The following is a 20,071-nucleotide window of genomic DNA, read 5'->3' on the forward strand; positions in this document are numbered from 1 at the left end:
ACCCCTTTTCATTTTTTGGAAAGGGGTTTTCTTTTGAAGTTTTTTTAAGGAATTATTAAAGTAGTTTTCAATTCATACAGAAAATATTATTGAAGTGAAACATTGCTGTAGTTAGAGCTAATAGTAATGGTTTTATTGGAACTGTTGCTTTGGTTAAACCCCTTCACCAAAACCCTGTCAGTGCTTTTAGATTCTTTTAGTTGAAGTGATTTTGGATATTTTAAAGTAGATTTCTTTCCGTTAAAATAAAAAGAAAACGCTCCCGCCGGTACTTTTACTAGAGCATCGGTATTTTCCAAACTGATATCTATAGTTTCGAAGCCATCGGAAACATTATCAATTCTTAAATCGCCAAAAGATCCTGAAAGGAAGGCTTGGTTAGTAATATTGCCAATACGCACGTCGCTGGAGTTGGCTTGCAAGTTTATGTTATGAGAAGTTTCAATAGTACAGTTGTCAACATACTTTAAGTTCAATGAACCTTGTTTCCATGTTTTAATATTCACAGGCGCATATGAAGCACTGATGAGGGTCTGTCCCCCATCAATGCTGTTTGCCTTAAAAGACGTATAGTTTAAATTGGCCTTCAAGTTGTTGGCATCTGCCATTTTTAGATCTCCATGGCGGATGTTTACACTAGTTTTGGCGTTTTTAGGTAGCCGAATGATAATGGTTTTTTTAGAGTTCCCACTACTTGCGTTACTACCCTGAATAATTACAGAAGTGCCGTGAGGGCTTTTGGTTACAGTCTTTGTGTAATTACCACCTTCTTTTTCATATGTTTTTTCCATCTGATCTGCCCAAGCTTCCATTCGTTTTCCATAGGCCTCGCCCCAATCTTCCATACGTTTTCCAAAAGCTTCCATTCTCTTGCCATAAGCTTCGCCAATGCTGTCTGCTCTTTTATCGTCCCAAGAATTTTCAAAGCTTTCACCCCAAGCTTCCATCTTTTTTTGAAACTCCTTTCCGAATTTCTTGTCCATCTGTGCTTCAAACTTTTTCATATACCCCTCTTCATCTTTTTGGTAAGCCTCATAGTCAAATTGAATGTTACCAAGATTCTCTAATAAATCCTCGGGAAGTGGTGGCACTTTTATATTTTGGATCATCGGCATAACCATATTTTCCATCAAGGGACCAATAAAATCCATTTCGGGCATATCGTTCATTGCAAAAACCTGACTTCCCGCATTGGAAGTTATACTGACTTTTTTACTGTTTCCGGTAACCTTCAAATCCCAGTTTTTCATCAGGTCCTGCTTCTCTTTTTCGGTGAGTTTTTCGCCTTCAATATAGGCTTCCACCTCCACTTTGTTTTTGTTCCAGGTTTCAAAAACGATGTTAGTATAGGAAGTATTCACTGAGACTTCCACATCATCGGCCACATTGAAGCTTTCCACATAATTTTTTTGTGAATAGCTTACTGTGCCAATTAACAGCAGCAAAAAAACTGCTATTTTAAGTTTGTATAGCTTTAAATTCTTCATTGTTTTGAGTTTTAAGTTCTTTTAATTTGTTTTTTAGTTTGAACAGCAAATCCAAACGCATTTTCAAATTATCAATCAAGGCGGTTACAGTAGTTTCAGAAGGCCCAACTTTGTTGAGCTCAATATTTAATGAGGTGTATTCTTTGTCTAACTCAGCCAGTCTTTGCATATAACCGTTTACCAAATCTCTGTTTTCCTCGTTTATTTTTAAGGATGCCAACTGAACATTGATCCCTGTCATATAATATTCCTCCACTTTTTTAAGGTCTGGAGAAATATCGGCCAAGGTGAGCTTAGGCTTGTTGACGTTTTCCACATTCTCGGTATTGTTTTCAACTACGGAATTGTTTGGATCGCTATTAATTTTCGAATCCACTTTTGAAAGTTGTTGGTATCCAAAAAAGCTCACCGTAACCAGTACCAGAGCCACCGCTGCTATTTTCAGCCAAGGCATTGAAGTGTTTTTTTCTTCAGAAATAGATTCTGAAAAAGCCTTGTCCAATTTCGATGCAAACCGCGATTCGTGGCCCTTTGAAAGTTGTACCGGTTCTGGCGTATAATTCTCAAACATTTTTTTAATATCCTGTGCCATAACGCAAGTGTTTTAGTTTCTCCTTCAATTTTGTCTTTCCTCGGTGCAGGTAGGTTCTAGAGGCATTTTCAGAAATCTGCAGTATTTCTGAAATTTCCTGATGGTCATACCCTTCAATCAAAAATAATTTTACCGTTGTTCTATAATTGTCTGGCAGTTCTTCAATGGCAGCCATAACTTCTGAAACTGCAGTTTCATCGGGAATAGACCAATCATCTTCTGCTTCAACAATTTTAAAAACCTCTTCATTTATTGATTCCGTTTCAAGTTTTCTTGCCTTAATTGTATCTAGGCAAGTGTTGACCACAATCCTTTTCAACCAAGCCCCAAAAGTGACGTCTCCTTTAAACTGGCCCAGTTTTTTAAAAGCCTTAATAAAGGCTTCCTGCATAGCATCTTCCGCAGCTGCGGTGTCCTTTAAATACCTAAGGGCTATGACAAACATGCCGTCACAATATTTTCCATAGAGCACCATTTGTGCTTTTTGGTTACACTGTTTGCATTGCTCGATAAGTAGTGAATCGGACAAACTTGAAAGTTTTTTGGTTGCTGTTCATCTAAAGGACGACAAAAGAAATAAGTTGTTGCAAATTTTTACATTTTTTATTAGAGATTTTATAAAAACCTGCCCATTGAAGTTGTTCTGCTTAAAAAATTGCTTTTATCTTTTTATGTTTTTTTTAAAACCTTGAGTTTCAAATTTTCGTATATTAGTTGGATAAACTTTAAAGTCGGCTATATGAAAGTGTTCGGCTGTTTATCTCCCCCTATTGGTTTTGGCATAAAAAATGCATAACTTATTACAGTTAGTTTTAACCCTTGTTAATTTTATTAAAAAATGAAATTAAAAAATGAAATAAAAAAATTAAACAAGTTTATTTTTAACTAATTTTGGTGAAATCAAACAATTATGAAAAAGAACTACGCAGATTTTGACAAATTAAACCGCTTACTTGTGGCTTGCTTTGAAGCAGAGAAGTTGTACTACAACGCTGCACAGGATGCCCAGACCACAGATTTGAAAAGGTTTTTGAACTACATGGCCGTTGAGCGCAACCGGATGAGTCACGATATTTCCAACGAACTTCATTCGCGGGATATTGAACCTTTAAAGGAAGATGCGGAAAAGGGAAACACCTTCCGTTCTTGGCAAGAAATAAAGGAAGCTTTAGAGTATTTTGATGCTGAAGCCATCGTGAACTCATGTATAAGCCGCGACCGGAACAACATTAAAAGGTATGATGAGCTATTGGAACGCAAGGAATTGCCTGACAGTATCCTTGAAATTCTTGAAAAACAAAAATACCAACTAGAATGGTATATAAAACAAGCTGCCTTACAGCCTAAGAAAAGTGCTTTTGTAGAAGAAAAGAAAGAAGAAAAGAAAGAAGAACCAAGCAAACAGGACGAACGAGGCAAAGTGATAAACTTGAAAGCAATGTAAAATAAAAAAGCCCCGAGTTCGGGGCTTTTTTTATACGTCCAATTGTTTTACTTTATTCATCCAAAAGTAAATTCAGCTCAACCGTAATATTATCGCGAGTAGCTCTGGAATATGGGCAAACCTCGTGGGCTTTGTTCACCAATTCTTCTCCAGTTTCTATATCAACTCCTGGCAAATAGCAGTCCAAGGTAGCGCGCAACTGCAAATCGCCATCTTTGGTTTTTCCTATTTCAATGTTAGCGGTAACACTCATATCATCACCAAGCTTTATTTTTTTCTTCTCGGCAACCAACTGTATCGCACTCCCAAAACAAGCCGCATAAGCACTTCCAAAAAGTTGTTCTGGATTTGTACCATTACCACCTTCGCCACCCAAACCTTTAGGAACTGAGAGTTCCAGTTCCAGTTTGCCATCGTTTGTAGAAACGTGACCTTTCCTTCCGCCAGATGCGGTAGATGAAGCTTCATATAAAGTTTTCATTTTTTTCTAAATTTTTAAATTATTAAATTTCAATATACTGCGTAAAACCCATTTTAAAAAGAACATATTCATAAAATTGTCCTAAATTCACACTGTGGCAGCAAAGAAAAAAAATACAAGTGCTTTAAATGAAAAACTGGGGGTTTCGCAACCAGAAACCTTAAACAAGGCGGTTGTGAATCAGTTAAAAACCGTTAAAAAGCAAGCCCCTACAATAGAAGGGTTAGTTTCTGGAATTTTAAATCAAAACCAAGCTGCACTTAGCCAAGCCATTACAATTATTGAGAGTACAGCTCAAAAACACCAATCACAAGCAAAGACAATCATTGAAAACTGTTTGCCACACGCCAATCGCTCCATCCGTATTGGAATTACGGGTGTACCGGGAGTGGGAAAAAGCACTTTTATTGAAAGCTTTGGAAGGCTGTTGATTTCTGAAGGAAAAAAAGTAGCAGTTTTAACTGTAGATCCAAGCAGTAGCATTAGCAAAGGGAGCATTTTGGGCGACAAAACCCGAATGGAAGAATTGGTTAAAGAAGAAAACGCTTTTATACGTCCTTCCGCTAGTGGCGATACTTTGGGAGGTGTGGCCCGAAAAACCCGTGAAACCATTATCCTTTGCGAAGCCGCAGGTTTTGATGTTATTTTGATTGAAACTGTGGGTGTGGGCCAAAGTGAAACTTCAGTGCACTCCATGACCGATTTCTTTCTATTACTGAAACTTGCTGGAGCCGGTGACGAACTTCAAGGAATAAAACGCGGCATTATGGAAATGGCTGATTCAATTGTGATAAACAAAGCCGACGGTGACAACCTGAAGGCCGCTAAGATGGCTAAAAATGAATTCAATCGTGCATTGCATCTATATCCGCCCAAGGAAAGCGAATGGGCGCCAAAAACGCTTCTCTGCAGCGCCCTTAAAAACGAAGGTATTCCTGAAATTTGGGAAGTAGTTTCAAATTATTTTGAAACCGTAAAAAACAACGGCTATTTTCAGCATAAAAGAAAAGAGCAGAACAAATTTTGGTTAATGCAGACCGTCGAAAGTAGATTGAAAAGTGAATTTTATGCAAATCCTTCCATCAAAAAAGAACTTGAAAAACAGTTGAAAGCTATAGATGAAAATAGGACGACGCCTTTTGAAGCCGCTGAGAGATTGCTTTCAATGAAAAACGAATAGGATACTATTCCTTTTTCAACTGTTTCATAATATCTTCCATCATTTCTACTTGCACTTGTTGGATATTAAGTAATTCTTGTTGCTGATGAATAATTAAATGATCTAATTTTTCGTGCAGCATTCGTATTTCCAACTCAGATTTCAGGTTTATCATATAGTCTTGCTTTGAGCGCTCCCGATCTTTTTCTTCTTGTCTGTTTTGGCTCATCATAATCACTGGAGCCTGCAGCGCCGCCAAACATGAAAGAATTAAATTTAGAAGAATAAAAGGATACGGATCAAAAGCTTTGCTTGCCAAAAAAATGATATTAATGCACATCCAAACAAATATGAATGCTCCAAAAATCATTATAAACTTCCAGCTTCCACCAAAACTTGCAATTTTATCAGCCAAACGCTGCCCATAAGTGAATTTAACAGAAGCTTCATCTATAATTATTTTAGAAGAAAGTGCTTCTTGGTTTTGGATGGTTTCCAAGACATCCTTTTCAAGTTCTCCCAATTCACCAACCTCATCTAGCAAATATTCTGAAATGTATTTCTGTCGGTATTGATTTAATTCTGAAACAGAAATATAGCTGTTATGATTAAAAGAAGGATGCTCCTTTTTTATCAAATCGAAAATAGATTTGCGAATGGTCTTGGCGTGCATTTTTTCAGTATCGGGAAATTCCTTGCCGGATATACTGCTTACAAATGGCTTCATAACTAAAAGATTTACTGTAAAAATAGACTATTATAAAACACAGACATTCAAGTTCTTTGGATGGATAAGAATTTCGATTTCAGGATTCTTCGGAAAAAATAACTCTCCATCTTTTTGCGCCTTTAAAATTGAACCATCCAAACTTTTAATTTCTAATGCAGTTACTTGTTTAAACCTAACTTCTTTTAACCAATGATGTTTTTTGAAAAAAAATAGTATCGCAAAAAGAAAGAGTTTGAAATTTGAAAGCTTTGGAACAACAACTACATCCAACAATCCGTCTTGCAAAGATGCCCTTGGGGTCAAACTCATTTTATAGCCCATTTCATTGGAATTTGAAATGAAAAGCAAAAAAGGTGAAATCAATTCTGTGGTTTCGTTGTATTTCAGTTCAACCAGATTTTTATAGTGATAATTCTTAAGTGTTCGCAGTGTGGATTTTACATAACTGAATAGTTGCCGTGTAGTACTTTCCTCAAAATCTGCGATAACATGCGCATCAAACCCAACACCTGTATTGCTGAAAAATGGTTTATCGTTTATGGTTCCCGTATCAATTGCAATCACTTTTTGGGTTTTGATGATGGCGAGTGCCTTTTTTACATTTTTGGGAATCTTCAGATTGGAGGCCAATCCGTTGCCTGAGCCCATTGGCAAAATGCCTAGTATTACAGCTGTATTTACCAAGCAGGAAGCTACTTCGTTTATGGTGCCATCGCCACCGCAGGCAACAATAATTTGTGCGCCTTCTTCTATGGAAGTTTTTGTGAGGGCTGAAGCGTGCTGCACAAATTTGGTTTTCTTTATTGAAACTGAAAACTCCGTTTTCGGAAAATAGGTTTCCAATAACGCTTCAGAAAGCTCATTTTTCCCTTTGCCCGCAATGGGGTTTACAATAAAATGAATGTTAGTCCTCAAGTCCCAAACTGTTTAGTTTCAATCCACCGTTTGAAAATAAATAGTCCGCGGTCTGATAGTTTGAAATGATTTCTTTTAAGAAAGTTTCATCTTCTTTTAACGGCAACAACTCGTTGGTTTCCCGATTCCACTGATAACTATTTGAAACCTCTTGGTCGCCCAACACCATAACTTTATCATCCCCTTTTAGCAAGCCAAGTTTTCGATACGTACCCACAAAAGCTCGTTCTTCTTCGGGTTTCATTTTTAATACATCGGTACCGTACAAATTGGAGTTGTAGTTCCAATTGAGCAATGAAAAAAGCGTTGGAAAAATATCGATCTGCGAAGCCATTTTATCAACTTTTTGCGGAGGCGTATTTGGCAAGTTAAGCATCAACCCAGGAATGTGATAGTTTTTCACGTCCAGTTCCTGCCTTCCTGCGCTGGAAGCGCAATGGTCTGCCATAATAATGATTATGGTGTTTTTGTACCACGCTTTCTTCTGGGCTTTTCTTAGAAATTCACCAATAGCGTAATCAGTATATTTTACTGCACCGCTCCTACCGCTTCCAGAGGGAATATCAATCTTTCCTTCGGGATAGGTGTATGGGCGGTGATTGGAAGTAGTCATTACAAAATCGAAAAACGGTTTACCTGCACTGTGGGCTTCATCGGCAACCTTGATTACTTTGTTGTATATATCTCCATCGGCAATGCCCCAAGCATTTTCAAAAGTTACTTCATCATCTTCTATATTGGTTCGGGTCGTGGTAATACTGGCATCCATTAAAAAGCCACGGCCGCGATCAACAATGTTGAAGCCGTTTCCACCAAAAAAACTGTTCATATTGTCAAAATAGCCATCGCCGCCATAAAAGAAATTACGCCCGTATCCTTTCTGCTTAAAAACTTCACCAATAGTGAAAAGATGCTGGTTGTTTTCACGCTTCACTATGCTTCGGCCCGGCGTGGGCGGAATGGACAGGGTAATAGCTTCCATACCACGAACGGTTCGCGTTCCATTGGCGAAAAGATTGGTGAAAAATAAACTGTGATTTGCCAAGGAATCTAATGTTGGAGTAATGTTTTCTGTACTTCCAAAGCTTTCCAAAAATTTTGCACTTAAACTTTCAACACAAATAAAAATCACATTCGGTTTTAGTTCGGGCAATGAATCTGTATTGCCTATATTTCTGTAAATCAAATTCTTTTCAGGAAAAAGCAAACTGTCGCCGCGTTTTCTGAACTCATTGTTTACTTCGGCAAAAACTTCGTTTACAGGAAGTGTTTTGTAGAAATCGGTAAACGAAAGTTCGTTGTTCTGAAATGCTGCAAAAAAGGAATAGATTCCAGTTTTTGCAATTTCGTTGTTATAACGGTTTTCAAATTGTTCAGCGTCTTTGTTTTTTACGAATAGCGCAAAGATTGCTGCAATGGTTATAAAAAATGCTGATGGCAGCAATTTCTGTCTAAAAGAGGTTTCGTTATTGAATGTTTTATGAAAAATGCCTTTCCTTTTCGTCATAAAAAGAAGAAACGCTGTTAAAAGTAGTATACCGCTTACCAATAAAGGGATTGGATAGGATTCGTTTATATTCTTTACAACTTCATAAGTGTAAATTAAATAATCAACCGCAATGAAGTTAAACCGATTTTTAAATTCTTCCCAGAAAGTAATTTCCGCGAAAAAAGAAAAAAGAAAAATAACGAGTCCAAGCGTATAGGCAAACCAGGTTACAATCCTATCGAACAGCGAACCGTACCATTTTTTTGGAAAGACTAACAAATACAAGGCGTACGGAATAGCAAAGAAGGAAACGGTACCTACATCAAACAGAAAACCTATTAGTAATGTATTACCTATTTTGAAAAAAGAAGTATCAACTTCGCCAAGCATCCAAAAAATAAAAACGAGACGAATTATTGTTGAAAGAACAATATAAGTCCCTACAAAATACCATAAAAGCCGAAATCTTTTTGGAAAAAAACTTGAGAATAGTGCCATAATTAAAGTTGGTTAGCTGAGTTAAAAACGAATATTTAATTCGCTGATTATAAACTTTTTAAAAATTATTTTTAAACCATTCTGTTTGAGCAATCAACCCCTCTTTCAAGGTAGTTTGTGGGTTGTAATTAAGCAGTTTTCTGGCTTTGTCAATATTTGCTTTGGTTCGTGACTGGTCGCCAGCGCGGGGTGGTTTGTTTTCTGTTACTATTTTTTTCTGAAGAATTTCTTCAACAGTTTTTATACCTTGGGTTGTAGTGCTTTCGGTTTCCGTTCCTAAGTTGAAAATCTCGCCGTCGCAAACAGTTTCATTTCCGATAGCGCTCACAATTCCGTCCACAATATCCTGCACATAGGTAAAGCTACGCAAATGTTTTTCACTTCCTTCAAACAATGGGAATGGTTTATTGTTCAAGCCACAATCTATCAGTCTGGTGTAGAGTTTATCTGGTCTTTCGCGCGGGCCGTAAACGGAGAACAGGCGAAATGAGGCTCCCTTCAATTTATTTTCACGGCTTTTTGCAAGCACCAATTGTTCTGCAGCGAGTTTGGTAACGCCATACCAAGAAGCAGGTTTTGGAGGAACACTCTCTGGGAAAGTAGCCTCCAATCCATAAATTGAAGAAGTAGCAATATTTACAAAAAACGGTTTCTTCGGCAGGTTTTCCGCAAACTCCACCAATCGCTGTGTTGCCAATATATTATTGCTGAAATAATCCTCAAACGTAGACATATTTGAAATTCCTGGATGTGCCGCGAAGTGGAAAATATAATCCAAATCGTTTGGAAGCTTTTCAGTTAAATCATCGCTTCTTAAATCAACTTTTAGTATTTTAATATTCTTTTCAGAAAGAGCTTTGGCATTTAAATTTTTAAGAGCAATATCATAATAGGGCGAAAAGTTATCGACCCCAATAACCTCGTGGCCTATTTCCTTTAGCCTTTCCGAAGTATGTGAACCAATGAATCCGGCTGCGCCCGTAACTAGTATTTTCATGCTTTTTATTTTGAAACAAGAATGAAGGGAATCAGAAATCAAGACAACACAGGAAAGAATATTCAAAATTCGTCCTGTTTCCCTTAAGTCCTGTTTCTTGTTTCCTTTTCAACTGCAAAATAACATCTTTTTTAACGTTCTGCTGTATTCTACAAAAAAGAAATACTTTTGCAGAAACCTTTTCAAAAATTTAGATGTACGAGTTTACCATAATTGTACCTGTTTACAACGAAGAAGAAAACCTGCAACGCGTAGAAAAGGAACTACTTGCATATACCAAAATTGCAACAAAAACAACGGCAATCCTTTTTGTAAACGATGGCTCCAAGGACAATAGCCAAGCGCTGATTGAGGAAATCTGCAACCGTAGCGAAGCTTTTCATTTTATTTCATTTAAAGAAAATCGTGGCCTCAGCGCTGCCATAAAAGCTGGTTTTGACTATGTTGAAAGCCCTTTGGTTGGTTATATAGACAGCGATTTGCAAACAGATCCAAAAGATTTCAATCTGCTGTTAGAACATATAGGTGAATACGATTTGGTGACGGGAGTTCGAGCCGATAGAAAAGACAAATTCGTAAAGAATATGTCTTCCAAAATCGCAAATGGCATCCGCCGCGCCTTTACCCACGATGGCATGGACGACACAGGCTGCCCGCTGAAAGTGATAAAAACCGACTACGCTAAAAGAATCCCGATGTTCAATGGACTTCATAGATTTTTGCCCGCAATGATTTTATTGCAAAACGGAAAAATAATACAGGTGCCTGTAAAACATTTTCCAAGAATGGCCGGAACCGCAAAATTTGGGCTTTGGAATAGGTTAATTGGCCCATTGATGGACTGTTTCGCCTACCTTTGGATGAAGAAAAAATACATCAACTACGAAATTAAAAACAAAGGATGAGCAATTGGATTGTGTATGGCATTGGCTTTTTGGCACAAATCCTTTTCAGCGGAAGGCTTATTGTACAATGGATTCTCTCTGAAAAAAGCAAACGCATCATTACTCCTTCGGCTTTTTGGAAATTTAGCCTTTTCGCCTCTTTTCTACTATTTGTGTATGGTTATTTGCGTGATGATTTTGCAATTATGCTAGGCCAAGCGTTGACGTATTATATCTACATTCGAAATTTACAATTGCAGGGCGAATGGAAGAAATTACCAAAATGGTTGCATATTTTTCTATTTATCTTTCCAATATTAGTGGTTATTTACGCCTATAACAATGGTAAATACGATATCCATAAATTGTTTCATAATGAAGACATCCCGCTGTGGTTGTTACTTTTGGGAATAGTTTCCCAGATAATCTTTACCCTGCGGTTTGTATATCAATGGATTGTTTCTGAAAAAACAAAGACCTCCCAACTGCCCGTTGGCTTTTGGCGAATGAGCGTTTTGGGTGCCTCCCTTATTTTAACCTACGGAATATTACGGCAAGATCCGGTGCTTTTAGTTGGCCACGGGGCGGGACTAATTATTTACGTCAGAAATATTTTTATTTGGAAAAAACAGCTGCGCTATGAAAATTGATAAAAACTATTTATTGCTTCTCTTGCTTAGCTGCGCTGCCATTTTCTTCGTGAATTTGGACTCCCTTCCTGTAAACATCATGGAAGCGAGAAATTTCATCACCGCTCGCGAAATGCTACACGATGGTAACTGGCTGTTAACGACCATCAACGGCGAACCACGCTACCAAAAACCACCACTTCCCACTTGGCTCACGGCTTTCTCGGCAGCTATTTTCGGAATAAAAACTGTTTGGGCGCTTCGGCTTCCAGCGGCAATAATGACGTTGGTTTTGGTTTTGTTCTCCTATAAATTTGCTAAAAAACTTACTTCTGAAAAATTATATGCCTTTATCAGTTCGCTGGTAATGGCAACCTCCTTTTATATTGTTGCCTCCGCCCGGGATGGGCAATGGGATATTTACACCCATGGCTTTATGGTGGTCTGCATCTACTTGCTTTATCTATTATTTACTGAAGAAAGCCATAAATATAGAAATGCACTTTTGGCCGGGCTTTTCTTTGGCTTTTCGTTTTTGAGCAAAGGACCCGTTTCGTTTTATGGCCTACTCCTACCCTTTTTAATAGCTTTCGGAATCGTTTACAAATACAGAAGCTTTAAGGCACGCTGGTTGCCATTGTTAGCTTTCTTGATAGTTGCCACAATAGTTTCTACTTGGTGGCATTGGTACACGCTTAAATTTGACCCAGCCGCCGCTGAAATCACTAAAAACGAAACAACCAACTGGATAAGCTACGAAACTAAACCGTTTTACTATTACTGGAGTTTCTTTACACAAAGCGGCGTTTGGACCATTCCCGCATTTATCGCTTTGTTGTATCCTTATTTAAAAAACAGGGTTTTTAATAAAAAAGCCTATTTCTTCACTTTCCTGTGGACCATGCTTTCCGTGATTTTACTTTCGTTAATTCCCGAGAAAAAATCCCGCTATTTGTTACCAGTGCTTATTCCTATGGCTCTGAACACTGGGTTTTATATTGAATATCTCTTCCGAAGATTTAAAGAGTTAAAAGATAAGAAAGAAACAATTCCAGTCTATTTCAATTTCGGATTGATTGCTTTTATAGGAATTGTTTTCCCTATTGGTGGTTATTTCTTTCTAAAGGACGGCCTTTCCGGAAACTGGGTTTGGTTTGTACTGCTTTCGGTTGCGCTGTTGAGCATTGGTATTTTTATGTTTCGAAATCTCTTTCGAAGAAAAATCTCAACTGTTTTTTATTTAACGATTGCCTTTATCGTGATGGTTATTTGGTTCGGACTTCCGCTGAGTGCTGCAATTACGAATAACCCCGAGTACAAACCTTTTTCAGAGCTACATGCTTTCGCGAAAGAGAAGCATCTGAAAATCTATGAATTTTCAGATATGACGCCCGAACTTATTTGGGATTACGGCGAAAAGATGGAAATTTTAAAAGCAGTCGAAAAGGTTACTATTCCTGAAGAAGAAAAATTTGGCGTGATGGTTTCTGAGAATAACCACGAAAATTTTGCCGAAGCCTTTTCAAATTTTAAAAGAGAACGAATGGCGCGCTACGATATGAATCCAAAAGGACCTGACAGTAGAACACATAAAGACAGATTGTATAGAGACTTGTATATTGTGTCGATTTCAAACCTAACAGGTCTTTAAGACCTGTTAGGTTTTCGAGAACTGTTAAGCTTTTTGCGTTTTAAATCGCTTCTGCCCCCACTTCTGAAGCAAATAAAATAACCAACCCGTCAACCCCCCAAAAGCCATTCCGCTAACCACATCCAGCGGATAGTGGACACCTAAATAGATACGGCTATACCCTGTAATTGCTGCCCAAACCAACAAAAGGAAAGGTAAATATTTATACCATCTTTGAAGACTTAATCCCAAAAATACCGCTGCAGCCATCGAGCTTGCTGCGTGTGCAGAAAAATATCCAAACCTTCCGCAACCATCAGCAACAAAACGCATGTGCTCTTTCAGTTCTTCCACTTGGCAAGGCCGCGGACGGCGAACGCCATATTTAAACAAACTGGCAATTTGATCGGTAGCAGTAATCATCAAAGCAACGCAAACAATAACTACAAGCGTTCCTTTCAGCCCATAATTTTTATAAATCAAATAGAGCAAAATGGCGTAGATGGGAATTGACGACCATTTTTCGGTTACAAATAGCCAAAATCCATCCCAAGAGGTGTTTCCTAAATTATTTAGGAACAGAAAAAATTCAGTATCGTATTTTAAAAGTTCGTCCAGCATTATTTTTAATTCTCAAGCAAAACAAATTCACCTATTCACTTATTCACTTATTCACTTATTCACCTATTCCAAAAAATCAATCCTCATCATACAAAGCAATCTCCCGATCATAAAATTCTGTGGCGCCTTGAATCAAATTTTCAGCTTCAGCTTCCAATTCTTTTTGGTCTTCTGCATCAAAATCTTCCAACCATTCCACCTCATCGTTTTCAAGGTTGATAATGAAACGGGGAAACTCTGTGTGTATTACGAAAATCGCCGTTGGATAATCGCTATTGTCGCCTAATAAATATTTTGGAAAGTCCATAATTAAATTTTTTTTTTAAAATCTATTCCCCCTTTAAAGGGGGCCAGGGGGATGTTTTTTAATCCCAACTCAATACTAAATACTAACTACTCAATACTAACAACTTCCTGCCTAATTAATTTCTTCGAAAGATAATTAAATCTGATGAATAACATGATTCCGCTTGCCGAAAGTCCTGCCAGTAAGCCGTACCAAATACCCTGGCTTGCCAGACTGGTGTGCATACTTAAGTAATATGAAATTGGAAAACCTATCAACCAATAAGCGATAAAGCAAATTAAAGTTGGAATTTTCACATCCTGCATACCACGTAATGCGCCCAATGCCACAACTTGCAGAGCGTCGGTAAATTGAAAGATGGCTGCAATAATCAATAATTGCGCAGCAAGGGCTACCACTTCGTGGTTGTCCGCAAAATCGGTAACACTGTTGTAATCGAGGAATATTTTTGGAAGTTCGCCATTGAATAATATAAACCCAATTGCAAAAATCAAGGATAAAATAGTAGTCAGTAAAACAATGGAAATAGCCACCCGTCGCAAATCCCTAAAATTCTTCAGTCCTTTTTGATTGCCCACCCGTATCATAGCTGCCACACTAAAACCCATCGCTACCATGAATGTCATGGAAGCAAGATTCAGCGCAATTTGATTCGCAGCTTGTGGATTTTTACCAAGAATTCCCGAAAGCCATATTGCGGCAGTGAAAATAGCCACTTCAAAAAACATCTGCATGGCCGAGGGGAAACCGAGATTCAACAGCTTTTTTAGCATGGCTTTGCTGAGGGTGAAAATTTTAATACTAGTAACAAAATACCGCGACTTCTCTTTTCGACTTAATAAATACCACAAATAGGCAACCATCACCACCCGCGACACCAAGGTTCCGATTGCCGCGCCAACTACGCCTAGCTCTGGCGCGCCAAATTTTCCGAAAATAAACATATAGTTCAATATCACATTCACCACATTCGCTACTATAGTAGCATACATTGGGAAACGCGTCATGGACATACCATCGCTAAACTGCTTAAACCCCTGAAAAATAATCAAAGGTACTAGCGAAGCCGCCACCAAGGTTAAATAAGGCATCGCCAGATCAACAACTTCAGGGGGTTGTTTCATCACGTACATTAAGGGTTTGGCAAACATAACTACAGCAAAAAGCGCTAAGCCAAGCACGATACACAAAAACAAGCCGTGCTTAAAGGAAGATTTCCCCTTTTCGCGATTGTTCTCACCATCAGCCTCGGCAACCAAAGGTGTTATAGCAGTAGAAAAACCAATTCCCAAAGACATTGCAATAAACATAAAGCTGTTCCCAAGCGACACAGCGGCAAGCTCAGCAGTTCCCAATTGCCCCACCATAATATTATCGACCAGCGCCACCACCTGATGCCCCAGCATGCCCAAAATTACGGGGGTTGCCAGTTTGGTGTTATATTTGAATTCGCGAGTGTAATCGGAAAGTGCCAACTATTAAAATTTTTGCGCAAAGATAGCTGTTGCATTTTTTTAAAGGGCTATTTCTAAAAAAACTGTTACTTTAATCTGACAAAAAAAAAGCGATGAAGAATAACCAACAATTGGCAAACCGATTTCGGGAAGTACTTCTCAACGGCACCTGGGTAGCCAATACCAATTACAAAGACCAATTAGAAAACCTGCCCCTACAAATAGCGCAAACAAAAATGGGGGATTTAAACACCATTGCCATTTTGGCGCAGCACATTCATTATTATATAAAAGGGGTCTCAGTTGTTTTTAAAGGCGGTGCATTAGAAATTAAGGACGCATATAGCTTCAATTTTCAGCCGATGACTTCCGAAACCGAATGGAAAGCCTTCTTAACCACCCTCTTTAAAGATGCCGAAGAATTTGCAACCCTCGTAGAGCAACTTCCAGAAAACAACTTAAACGATCCATTTACCGATAAAAAATACGGAACTTTCCAACGGAATATTGAAGGAATGATTGAACACTGTTACTACCACCTTGGCCAGATTGTTGTAATTAAAAAGCTGATACAACAACTCTAATCCATAAAATAAAACCAACGACTCACACAAAAGAGAAAAGAGAAAAGACAAAAGACTCACTACTCATTACTCATTACTAATTACTCATTACTAATTACTCATTACTAATTACTCACTACTCAACAAAATAAATGGCTCGTCCCCAACTAAAATCCATCTCCGAAAAAGAAAAGAAAACCAGCGTCAAGGATTCTTTTAAAGCCCTAAAAACCATCCCACGTTTTTTTAGGGAAATATATCGCAGCAGTCCAAAACTGTTTTTGCTGAATACCTTTGCCAGGCTTATAAACGCCTTCACCCCCGTAGTAATCCTTTGGGTGGGAAAAATGATTATTGACGAAATAATCCTGCAGGTTTCTTTACCGGACAAAGATTTCACCCAACTGTGGAACTATGTCATCATTGAATTCTCCGTTGCCGTACTTTCAGATTTATTGGGAAGATTGATAAACCTAACCGATGGTCTATTGGGCGATTTATATTCCAATATGTCTTCGGAAAAAATAATCCGCAAAACCGCCGAGCTCACCATTGCCCAACTGGAAGACCCAGAGTTTTACGACAAACTGGAACGCGCCCGAACCCAAACCAACAGTCGGGTAGATTTAATGACCAATGCGCTGGGACAGGCTGAAAGTCTGATTTCAATGGTTTCGCTGATTGCGGGGTTGGTTTATTTTGAACCTATTTTGATATTGATACTTATTCTCAGTATTATTCCATCGTTTATAAACGAAGCCAAGTTTAGCAGCACCCGCTATTCGTTGGCGCGAAGTTGGACCGCCGAACGCCGCGAACTGGATTACCTCCGTTTCATAGGCGCCAACAACCAAACCGCCAAGGAAATAAAACTCTTCGGCCTGACAGATTTTATCGCGGAGCGCTTTAAAGGCCTTTCAAATGACTATTACCTCATCAACAAAAAACTCTCGCTCAAGCAAAGTTTTTACGGTTCGCTCTTCAACATTTTGGGTGTACTAAGTTATTACGGCGCCTATGTGTATATTATTCTACGGGTGCTTACGGGCGTGATTACCATTGGGGAACTCACCTTCCTTTCCGGTTCCTTCAACCGTTTGCGCAACAACCTGCAAGGTTTCTTTTCGCGCTTTACCCGTATTTCCGAAAGTGCGCTGTATCTGCAGGATTATTTTGACTTTATCGATTTAACTGTGGAGCAAAATGCCGAAGCAAAAACGCCCATGCCCAAAACTATTAAAGAAGGTTTTCAAGTAAACAACCTTCACTTCGCCTACGCCGGCAGCGAAACCGAAGTGCTGAAAGGCGTAACCTTCACGCTAAAGGCAGGTGAAAAAATGGCTTTCGTGGGCCAAAATGGTGCAGGAAAGACCACATTAATAAAACTCTTCCTCCGCTTTTACGAACCCACCCAGGGCGAAATCCTTTTGGACGGCATCAACATCAATAAATTTGATGTGGACGCCTACCGAAAACGTTTTGGAGTAATCTTTCAGGACTTTTTTAAATATGAATTCACCCTGCGCGAAAACATAGCCGTGGGCAACATAGACCAAGTACAAAACGATGAAGTAATAAACTACGCCGCCAGTAAAAGCCTTGCGGAACAAGTGGTGACCGAAATGGCAGATGGCCTGGAACAACGCCTAGGCAGACGTTTTTATAAAGGCACCGAATTAAGCGGCGGACAGTGGCAAAAAGTGGCGCTCGCCCGCGCCTATATGAAGGACGCCGATGTTATGGTGCTGGACGAACCCACCAGCGCACTGGATGCCCAAGCAGAGTTTGATGTTTTTGAACGCTTTATAGCCCTCACTAAAGGCAAGACCAGCATTATTATTAGCCACCGCTTTAGCACCGTGCGGATGGCAGACCGTATTTTGGTATTGCAACACGGCCAAGTGCTGGAGCTGGGCACCCACGAAGAGTTAATGGCACACCCAAAATTGTACTCGGAGTTGTTTAAGTTGCAGGCGGCGGGGTATCAGTAATTAGTATGACTAAAAACTACTATTTAAAATGAACTATTGTTTTGTTATATTTGATAGTACTAACCAAAAAAGAAGAATAGAATCTAATGATTAGAACCAACAATGTATCGCCCTATCTTAAAAATAAGAATCGTCTTTCTGATGTCCTTGCTGCCATTCAGGTAATGGCTATCTATAGATTTTATAAATTAGATTTTAAAAGTTGGTCAATGAGAATCTCTGGCAATGAGGCAAACTACGATTATTGGAAAAAAATATTTGAAGATCATCCCGAATTTTTCAGATTTAATAATTTAGAAGGAAAAGTTTCATTAGTATGGAGAAGAAGCAAGCAAAGAAGATTTCATGTCGATTTAAATAAAGAAATAACTTTAGAAGAAATTAATAAGCTATCAGAAAAAGAAGCTAAGGAAAGAATTTCAAGATCTCCTCTCAATAGTTCAGAAATACAATCTCTAATAAGTATTGCCATTGATTTGCACGGTAGGGCTTTTGAAAGTAAGAAAGATAGAAGATGGTGGATTGTACCTTTGGTAGGTTCCGTTAGCACTTTAATTGGTGTTTTATTGGGTATTCTTATAAAATAAATCATTACCAAAACAGGTGTAAATTAATATGGGTGACATTGTTTTCAAAGTCATTTCGCTCCTTCACGACTTAAACTGAAACTTTACTCAAGTCAATAAAGATATGTTGAAAGAATTAAAATTTGATCAAATAGTTGAAAATATCATTGGAGAAATCAATGAAGCAAAGAGAAAAGCTAAGTCTATTCACTCTGCGGGTAACATAAAATCTTCAGGAGAAGAAGTTGAAGATCTTGTTAGGGAAAAAATAAGTATTTTTTTACCCGAAAGATATTTGGTAAAACAAGGACATATTATAAACTCAAAAGGTAAAGTAAGTAATCAATTTGATATCATAATATTTGACCGTTTAAGCACTCCTAAATTTTTTGAATCAAAGGATAACACCGTTTTTTATCCCATAGAATCAGTTTTAGCTGTGGGAGAAATAAAAAAGACACTTAGAAAAAATGATTTGATTGATTTTGGCAAAAAAATCAAGTTTTTGAAAAAAGATATGGAAAGAACCCTTGTTCCAAATACCGCGTTTGATGGAACAGTTACAGGGGATACACTTATTTCAGATATGATTAATATACCTAAACATCGGAAATACAATAACTCATTGTTTTCCTTCATTTTTGCAATAGACATAGAAAAACCAGATGAGCTGAATATAGATGATGAGTATAAATTTATGCCAAATGACGTTTACATCCTGAATTTTGGAATGTATTTAGCTGGGAAAATTGAGAATAAACGAATTGTTTCTCAACTCGAGGATGAAGTAGACGAAATTGAAGGCCTAATAGTTGCAAAAAAGCCCGGAGTGGTTTGCATGGCTACTATGCTGAATCAATTAATAGCACATTTAAATGAGAGTCATATAGATCCATTTAGTATTTCCAGATATATGACTGATAAAAATATTTTTGGAATTTTAGGTGCTGAAATAAAAGTATACGATGTACGAAACAAATAAATGCCCCGCTGCCGCGCGATTGCATCGCGTGTGCCCACAACAGTAAGAATATAATGATGCTACTAAACGCCACCCTAACGATCCATTTATAGCCCAAGATTATTAAGCACTATTGATGTTCCATTTATCCTGCTTGCAATCGTTCTTCTTGTAATAATGTATTTTAAAATCCAAAAAGAAAAGCAGAAGACACGCTAGCCCGAGCGTCCCGTTAATGTCTTCTAGAAAATAATTTATGGCAGAAATTAAATCTTTGTTTGAAAATTAATATCATTAATGAGTGTAAATAAAAAATATTTTTTCCATATCATATTATTCTCAATTCTAGGAATTGCTATTCTTATAGGAATGATTCAGAAATATAATATTGAGAAAGATATAGGTGAAAATAGCTATACAGTTATAGCTAAAATTGAAGAAATAGTTAATAAAAGGAGCTTGAGGCGTGTTTATTATTCCTATGAATATAATGGTGTTAATTTTAAATCAACTGAATTAATTGATTCTGGAGTAAATATTCATATTGATGAATATTATGAAGCTAAAATTTCAACCCTGAATCCATCGAATTCAAAAATTAATTTAAATGAAAAATTAGTTGATAAATAATTTCCCAGCTAGCGCGAGCGTCCCGCTCGTGCCCGCAACAGTA

The 20,071-nt window shown here is 38.0% G+C and carries 21 protein-coding genes; 10 read left to right on the forward strand and 11 right to left on the reverse strand.

Annotated features, from left to right (window positions below; all coding sequences use genetic code 11):
- Positions 1–86: 86 nt before the first annotated feature.
- Genes ESU54_RS12040 through ESU54_RS12050 form a run of 3 tightly spaced genes read right to left on the reverse strand, consistent with a single transcriptional unit; the run spans position 87 to position 2,608 of the window.
- Complete coding sequence (locus ESU54_RS12040) at positions 87–1,487, reverse strand: YggN family protein (RefSeq protein WP_111844968.1); 1,401 nt, start codon at positions 1,485–1,487, stop codon at positions 87–89.
- Positions 1,459–2,079, reverse strand: coding sequence for a hypothetical protein (locus ESU54_RS12045; RefSeq protein WP_111844967.1), 621 nt, complete (start codon positions 2,077–2,079; stop codon positions 1,459–1,461). Before ESU54_RS12045 ends, ESU54_RS12040 begins: the two co-directional genes overlap by 29 nt.
- The gene (locus ESU54_RS12050; RefSeq protein WP_111844966.1) at positions 2,063–2,608 is read right to left on the reverse strand and encodes an RNA polymerase sigma factor; all 546 of its coding nucleotides are present in this window, start codon (positions 2,606–2,608) and stop codon (positions 2,063–2,065) included. Before ESU54_RS12050 ends, ESU54_RS12045 begins: the two co-directional genes overlap by 17 nt.
- A 381-nt stretch (positions 2,609–2,989) precedes the next feature.
- Here ESU54_RS12050 and ESU54_RS12055 point away from each other — a divergent pair, with 381 nt between their 5' ends.
- The gene (locus ESU54_RS12055; RefSeq protein WP_111844965.1) at positions 2,990–3,523 is read left to right on the forward strand and encodes a DUF2383 domain-containing protein; all 534 of its coding nucleotides are present in this window, start codon (positions 2,990–2,992) and stop codon (positions 3,521–3,523) included.
- 52 nt (positions 3,524–3,575) lie between these two features.
- On the opposite strand, the gene ESU54_RS12060 is transcribed toward ESU54_RS12055, so the two are convergent.
- Positions 3,576–4,004 carry an organic hydroperoxide resistance protein gene (locus ESU54_RS12060; RefSeq protein ID WP_111844964.1) on the reverse strand — a complete coding sequence of 143 codons (429 nt, stop codon included), beginning with the start codon at positions 4,002–4,004 and terminating at the stop codon, positions 3,576–3,578.
- Positions 4,005–4,098: 94 nt separating this feature from the next.
- On the opposite strand from ESU54_RS12060, the gene meaB reads away from it, so the two are divergent.
- Positions 4,099–5,184 (forward strand): methylmalonyl Co-A mutase-associated GTPase MeaB, encoded by a 1,086-nt coding sequence (meaB, locus tag ESU54_RS12065; protein ID WP_111844963.1) that lies wholly within the window; start codon positions 4,099–4,101, stop codon positions 5,182–5,184.
- Between the two features lie 4 nt (positions 5,185–5,188).
- Here the strand turns inward: meaB and ESU54_RS12070 are convergent, their stop codons facing one another.
- From ESU54_RS12070 to ESU54_RS12085, 4 genes are read right to left on the reverse strand one after another with little or no spacing between them, the layout of a single operon-like run.
- Positions 5,189–5,890, reverse strand: coding sequence for a DUF1003 domain-containing protein (locus tag ESU54_RS12070; protein WP_111844962.1), 702 nt, complete (start codon positions 5,888–5,890; stop codon positions 5,189–5,191).
- Between the two features lie 30 nt (positions 5,891–5,920).
- Positions 5,921–6,808, reverse strand: a complete 888-nt coding sequence (locus ESU54_RS12075) for a diacylglycerol/lipid kinase family protein (protein WP_111844961.1) — start codon at positions 6,806–6,808, stop codon at positions 5,921–5,923.
- A complete protein-coding gene (locus ESU54_RS12080) occupies positions 6,798–8,795 on the reverse strand; it encodes an LTA synthase family protein (RefSeq protein ID WP_111844960.1) in 1,998 nt (665 codons plus the stop codon). Before ESU54_RS12080 ends, ESU54_RS12075 begins: the two co-directional genes overlap by 11 nt.
- Before the next feature lie 58 nt (positions 8,796–8,853).
- Positions 8,854–9,792, reverse strand: coding sequence for an NAD-dependent epimerase/dehydratase family protein (locus tag ESU54_RS12085; protein ID WP_111844959.1), 939 nt, complete (start codon positions 9,790–9,792; stop codon positions 8,854–8,856).
- A 194-nt stretch (positions 9,793–9,986) separates the two neighbouring features.
- Between ESU54_RS12085 and ESU54_RS12090 the strand changes: the two genes are divergently transcribed.
- The 3 genes from ESU54_RS12090 to ESU54_RS12100 are packed head-to-tail and all read left to right on the forward strand — an operon-like array spanning position 9,987 to position 12,956.
- On the forward strand, positions 9,987–10,697 hold the full coding sequence (locus tag ESU54_RS12090; RefSeq protein WP_111844958.1) for a glycosyltransferase family 2 protein: 711 nt from the start codon (positions 9,987–9,989) through the stop codon (positions 10,695–10,697).
- Entirely contained in the window at positions 10,694–11,326 is a 633-nt protein-coding gene (locus ESU54_RS12095) for a lipid-A-disaccharide synthase N-terminal domain-containing protein (protein ID WP_111844957.1), read from the forward strand. Before ESU54_RS12090 ends, ESU54_RS12095 begins: the two co-directional genes overlap by 4 nt.
- Positions 11,316–12,956, forward strand: coding sequence for an ArnT family glycosyltransferase (locus ESU54_RS12100; RefSeq protein ID WP_111844956.1), 1,641 nt, complete (start codon positions 11,316–11,318; stop codon positions 12,954–12,956). The genes ESU54_RS12095 and ESU54_RS12100 overlap by 11 nt, the downstream gene beginning before the upstream one ends.
- A gap of 24 nt (positions 12,957–12,980) precedes the next feature.
- On the opposite strand, the gene ESU54_RS12105 is transcribed toward ESU54_RS12100, so the two are convergent.
- From ESU54_RS12105 to ESU54_RS12115, 3 genes are all read right to left on the reverse strand, one after another.
- Positions 12,981–13,556: a phosphatase PAP2 family protein gene (locus tag ESU54_RS12105; RefSeq protein WP_111844955.1), complete on the reverse strand. Its 576-nt coding sequence runs from the start codon at positions 13,554–13,556 to the stop codon at positions 12,981–12,983.
- A gap of 76 nt (positions 13,557–13,632) precedes the next feature.
- Entirely contained in the window at positions 13,633–13,863 is a 231-nt protein-coding gene (locus ESU54_RS12110) for a hypothetical protein (RefSeq protein WP_111844954.1), read from the reverse strand.
- Positions 13,864–13,949: 86 nt separating this feature from the next.
- On the reverse strand, positions 13,950–15,338 hold the full coding sequence (locus ESU54_RS12115) for an MATE family efflux transporter (protein WP_146848132.1): 1,389 nt from the start codon (positions 15,336–15,338) through the stop codon (positions 13,950–13,952).
- Positions 15,339–15,430: 92 nt separating this feature from the next.
- On the opposite strand from ESU54_RS12115, the gene ESU54_RS12120 reads away from it, so the two are divergent.
- From ESU54_RS12120 to ESU54_RS12140, 5 genes are all read left to right on the forward strand, one after another.
- Positions 15,431–15,901, forward strand: coding sequence for a DinB family protein (locus ESU54_RS12120; protein ID WP_111844952.1), 471 nt, complete (start codon positions 15,431–15,433; stop codon positions 15,899–15,901).
- Positions 15,902–16,032: 131 nt separating this feature from the next.
- Complete coding sequence (locus ESU54_RS12125; protein WP_111844951.1) at positions 16,033–17,871, forward strand: ABC transporter ATP-binding protein; 1,839 nt, start codon at positions 16,033–16,035, stop codon at positions 17,869–17,871.
- 86 nt (positions 17,872–17,957) lie between these two features.
- Positions 17,958–18,458 carry an N-carbamoyl-L-amino acid amidohydrolase gene (locus ESU54_RS12130; RefSeq protein ID WP_111844950.1) on the forward strand — a complete coding sequence of 167 codons (501 nt, stop codon included), beginning with the start codon at positions 17,958–17,960 and terminating at the stop codon, positions 18,456–18,458.
- Between the two features lie 103 nt (positions 18,459–18,561).
- Positions 18,562–19,419 carry a DUF6602 domain-containing protein gene (locus ESU54_RS12135; RefSeq protein ID WP_111844949.1) on the forward strand — a complete coding sequence of 286 codons (858 nt, stop codon included), beginning with the start codon at positions 18,562–18,564 and terminating at the stop codon, positions 19,417–19,419.
- Positions 19,420–19,695: 276 nt separating this feature from the next.
- Positions 19,696–20,028 carry a hypothetical protein gene (locus ESU54_RS12140; protein WP_111844948.1) on the forward strand — a complete coding sequence of 111 codons (333 nt, stop codon included), beginning with the start codon at positions 19,696–19,698 and terminating at the stop codon, positions 20,026–20,028.
- Positions 20,029–20,071 lie beyond the last annotated feature (43 nt).

Origin of the sequence: Aequorivita antarctica, from assembly GCF_007997155.1 — a bacterium.
In the GTDB taxonomy this organism is placed as follows: Bacteria; Bacteroidota; Bacteroidia; order Flavobacteriales; family Flavobacteriaceae; genus Aequorivita; species Aequorivita antarctica.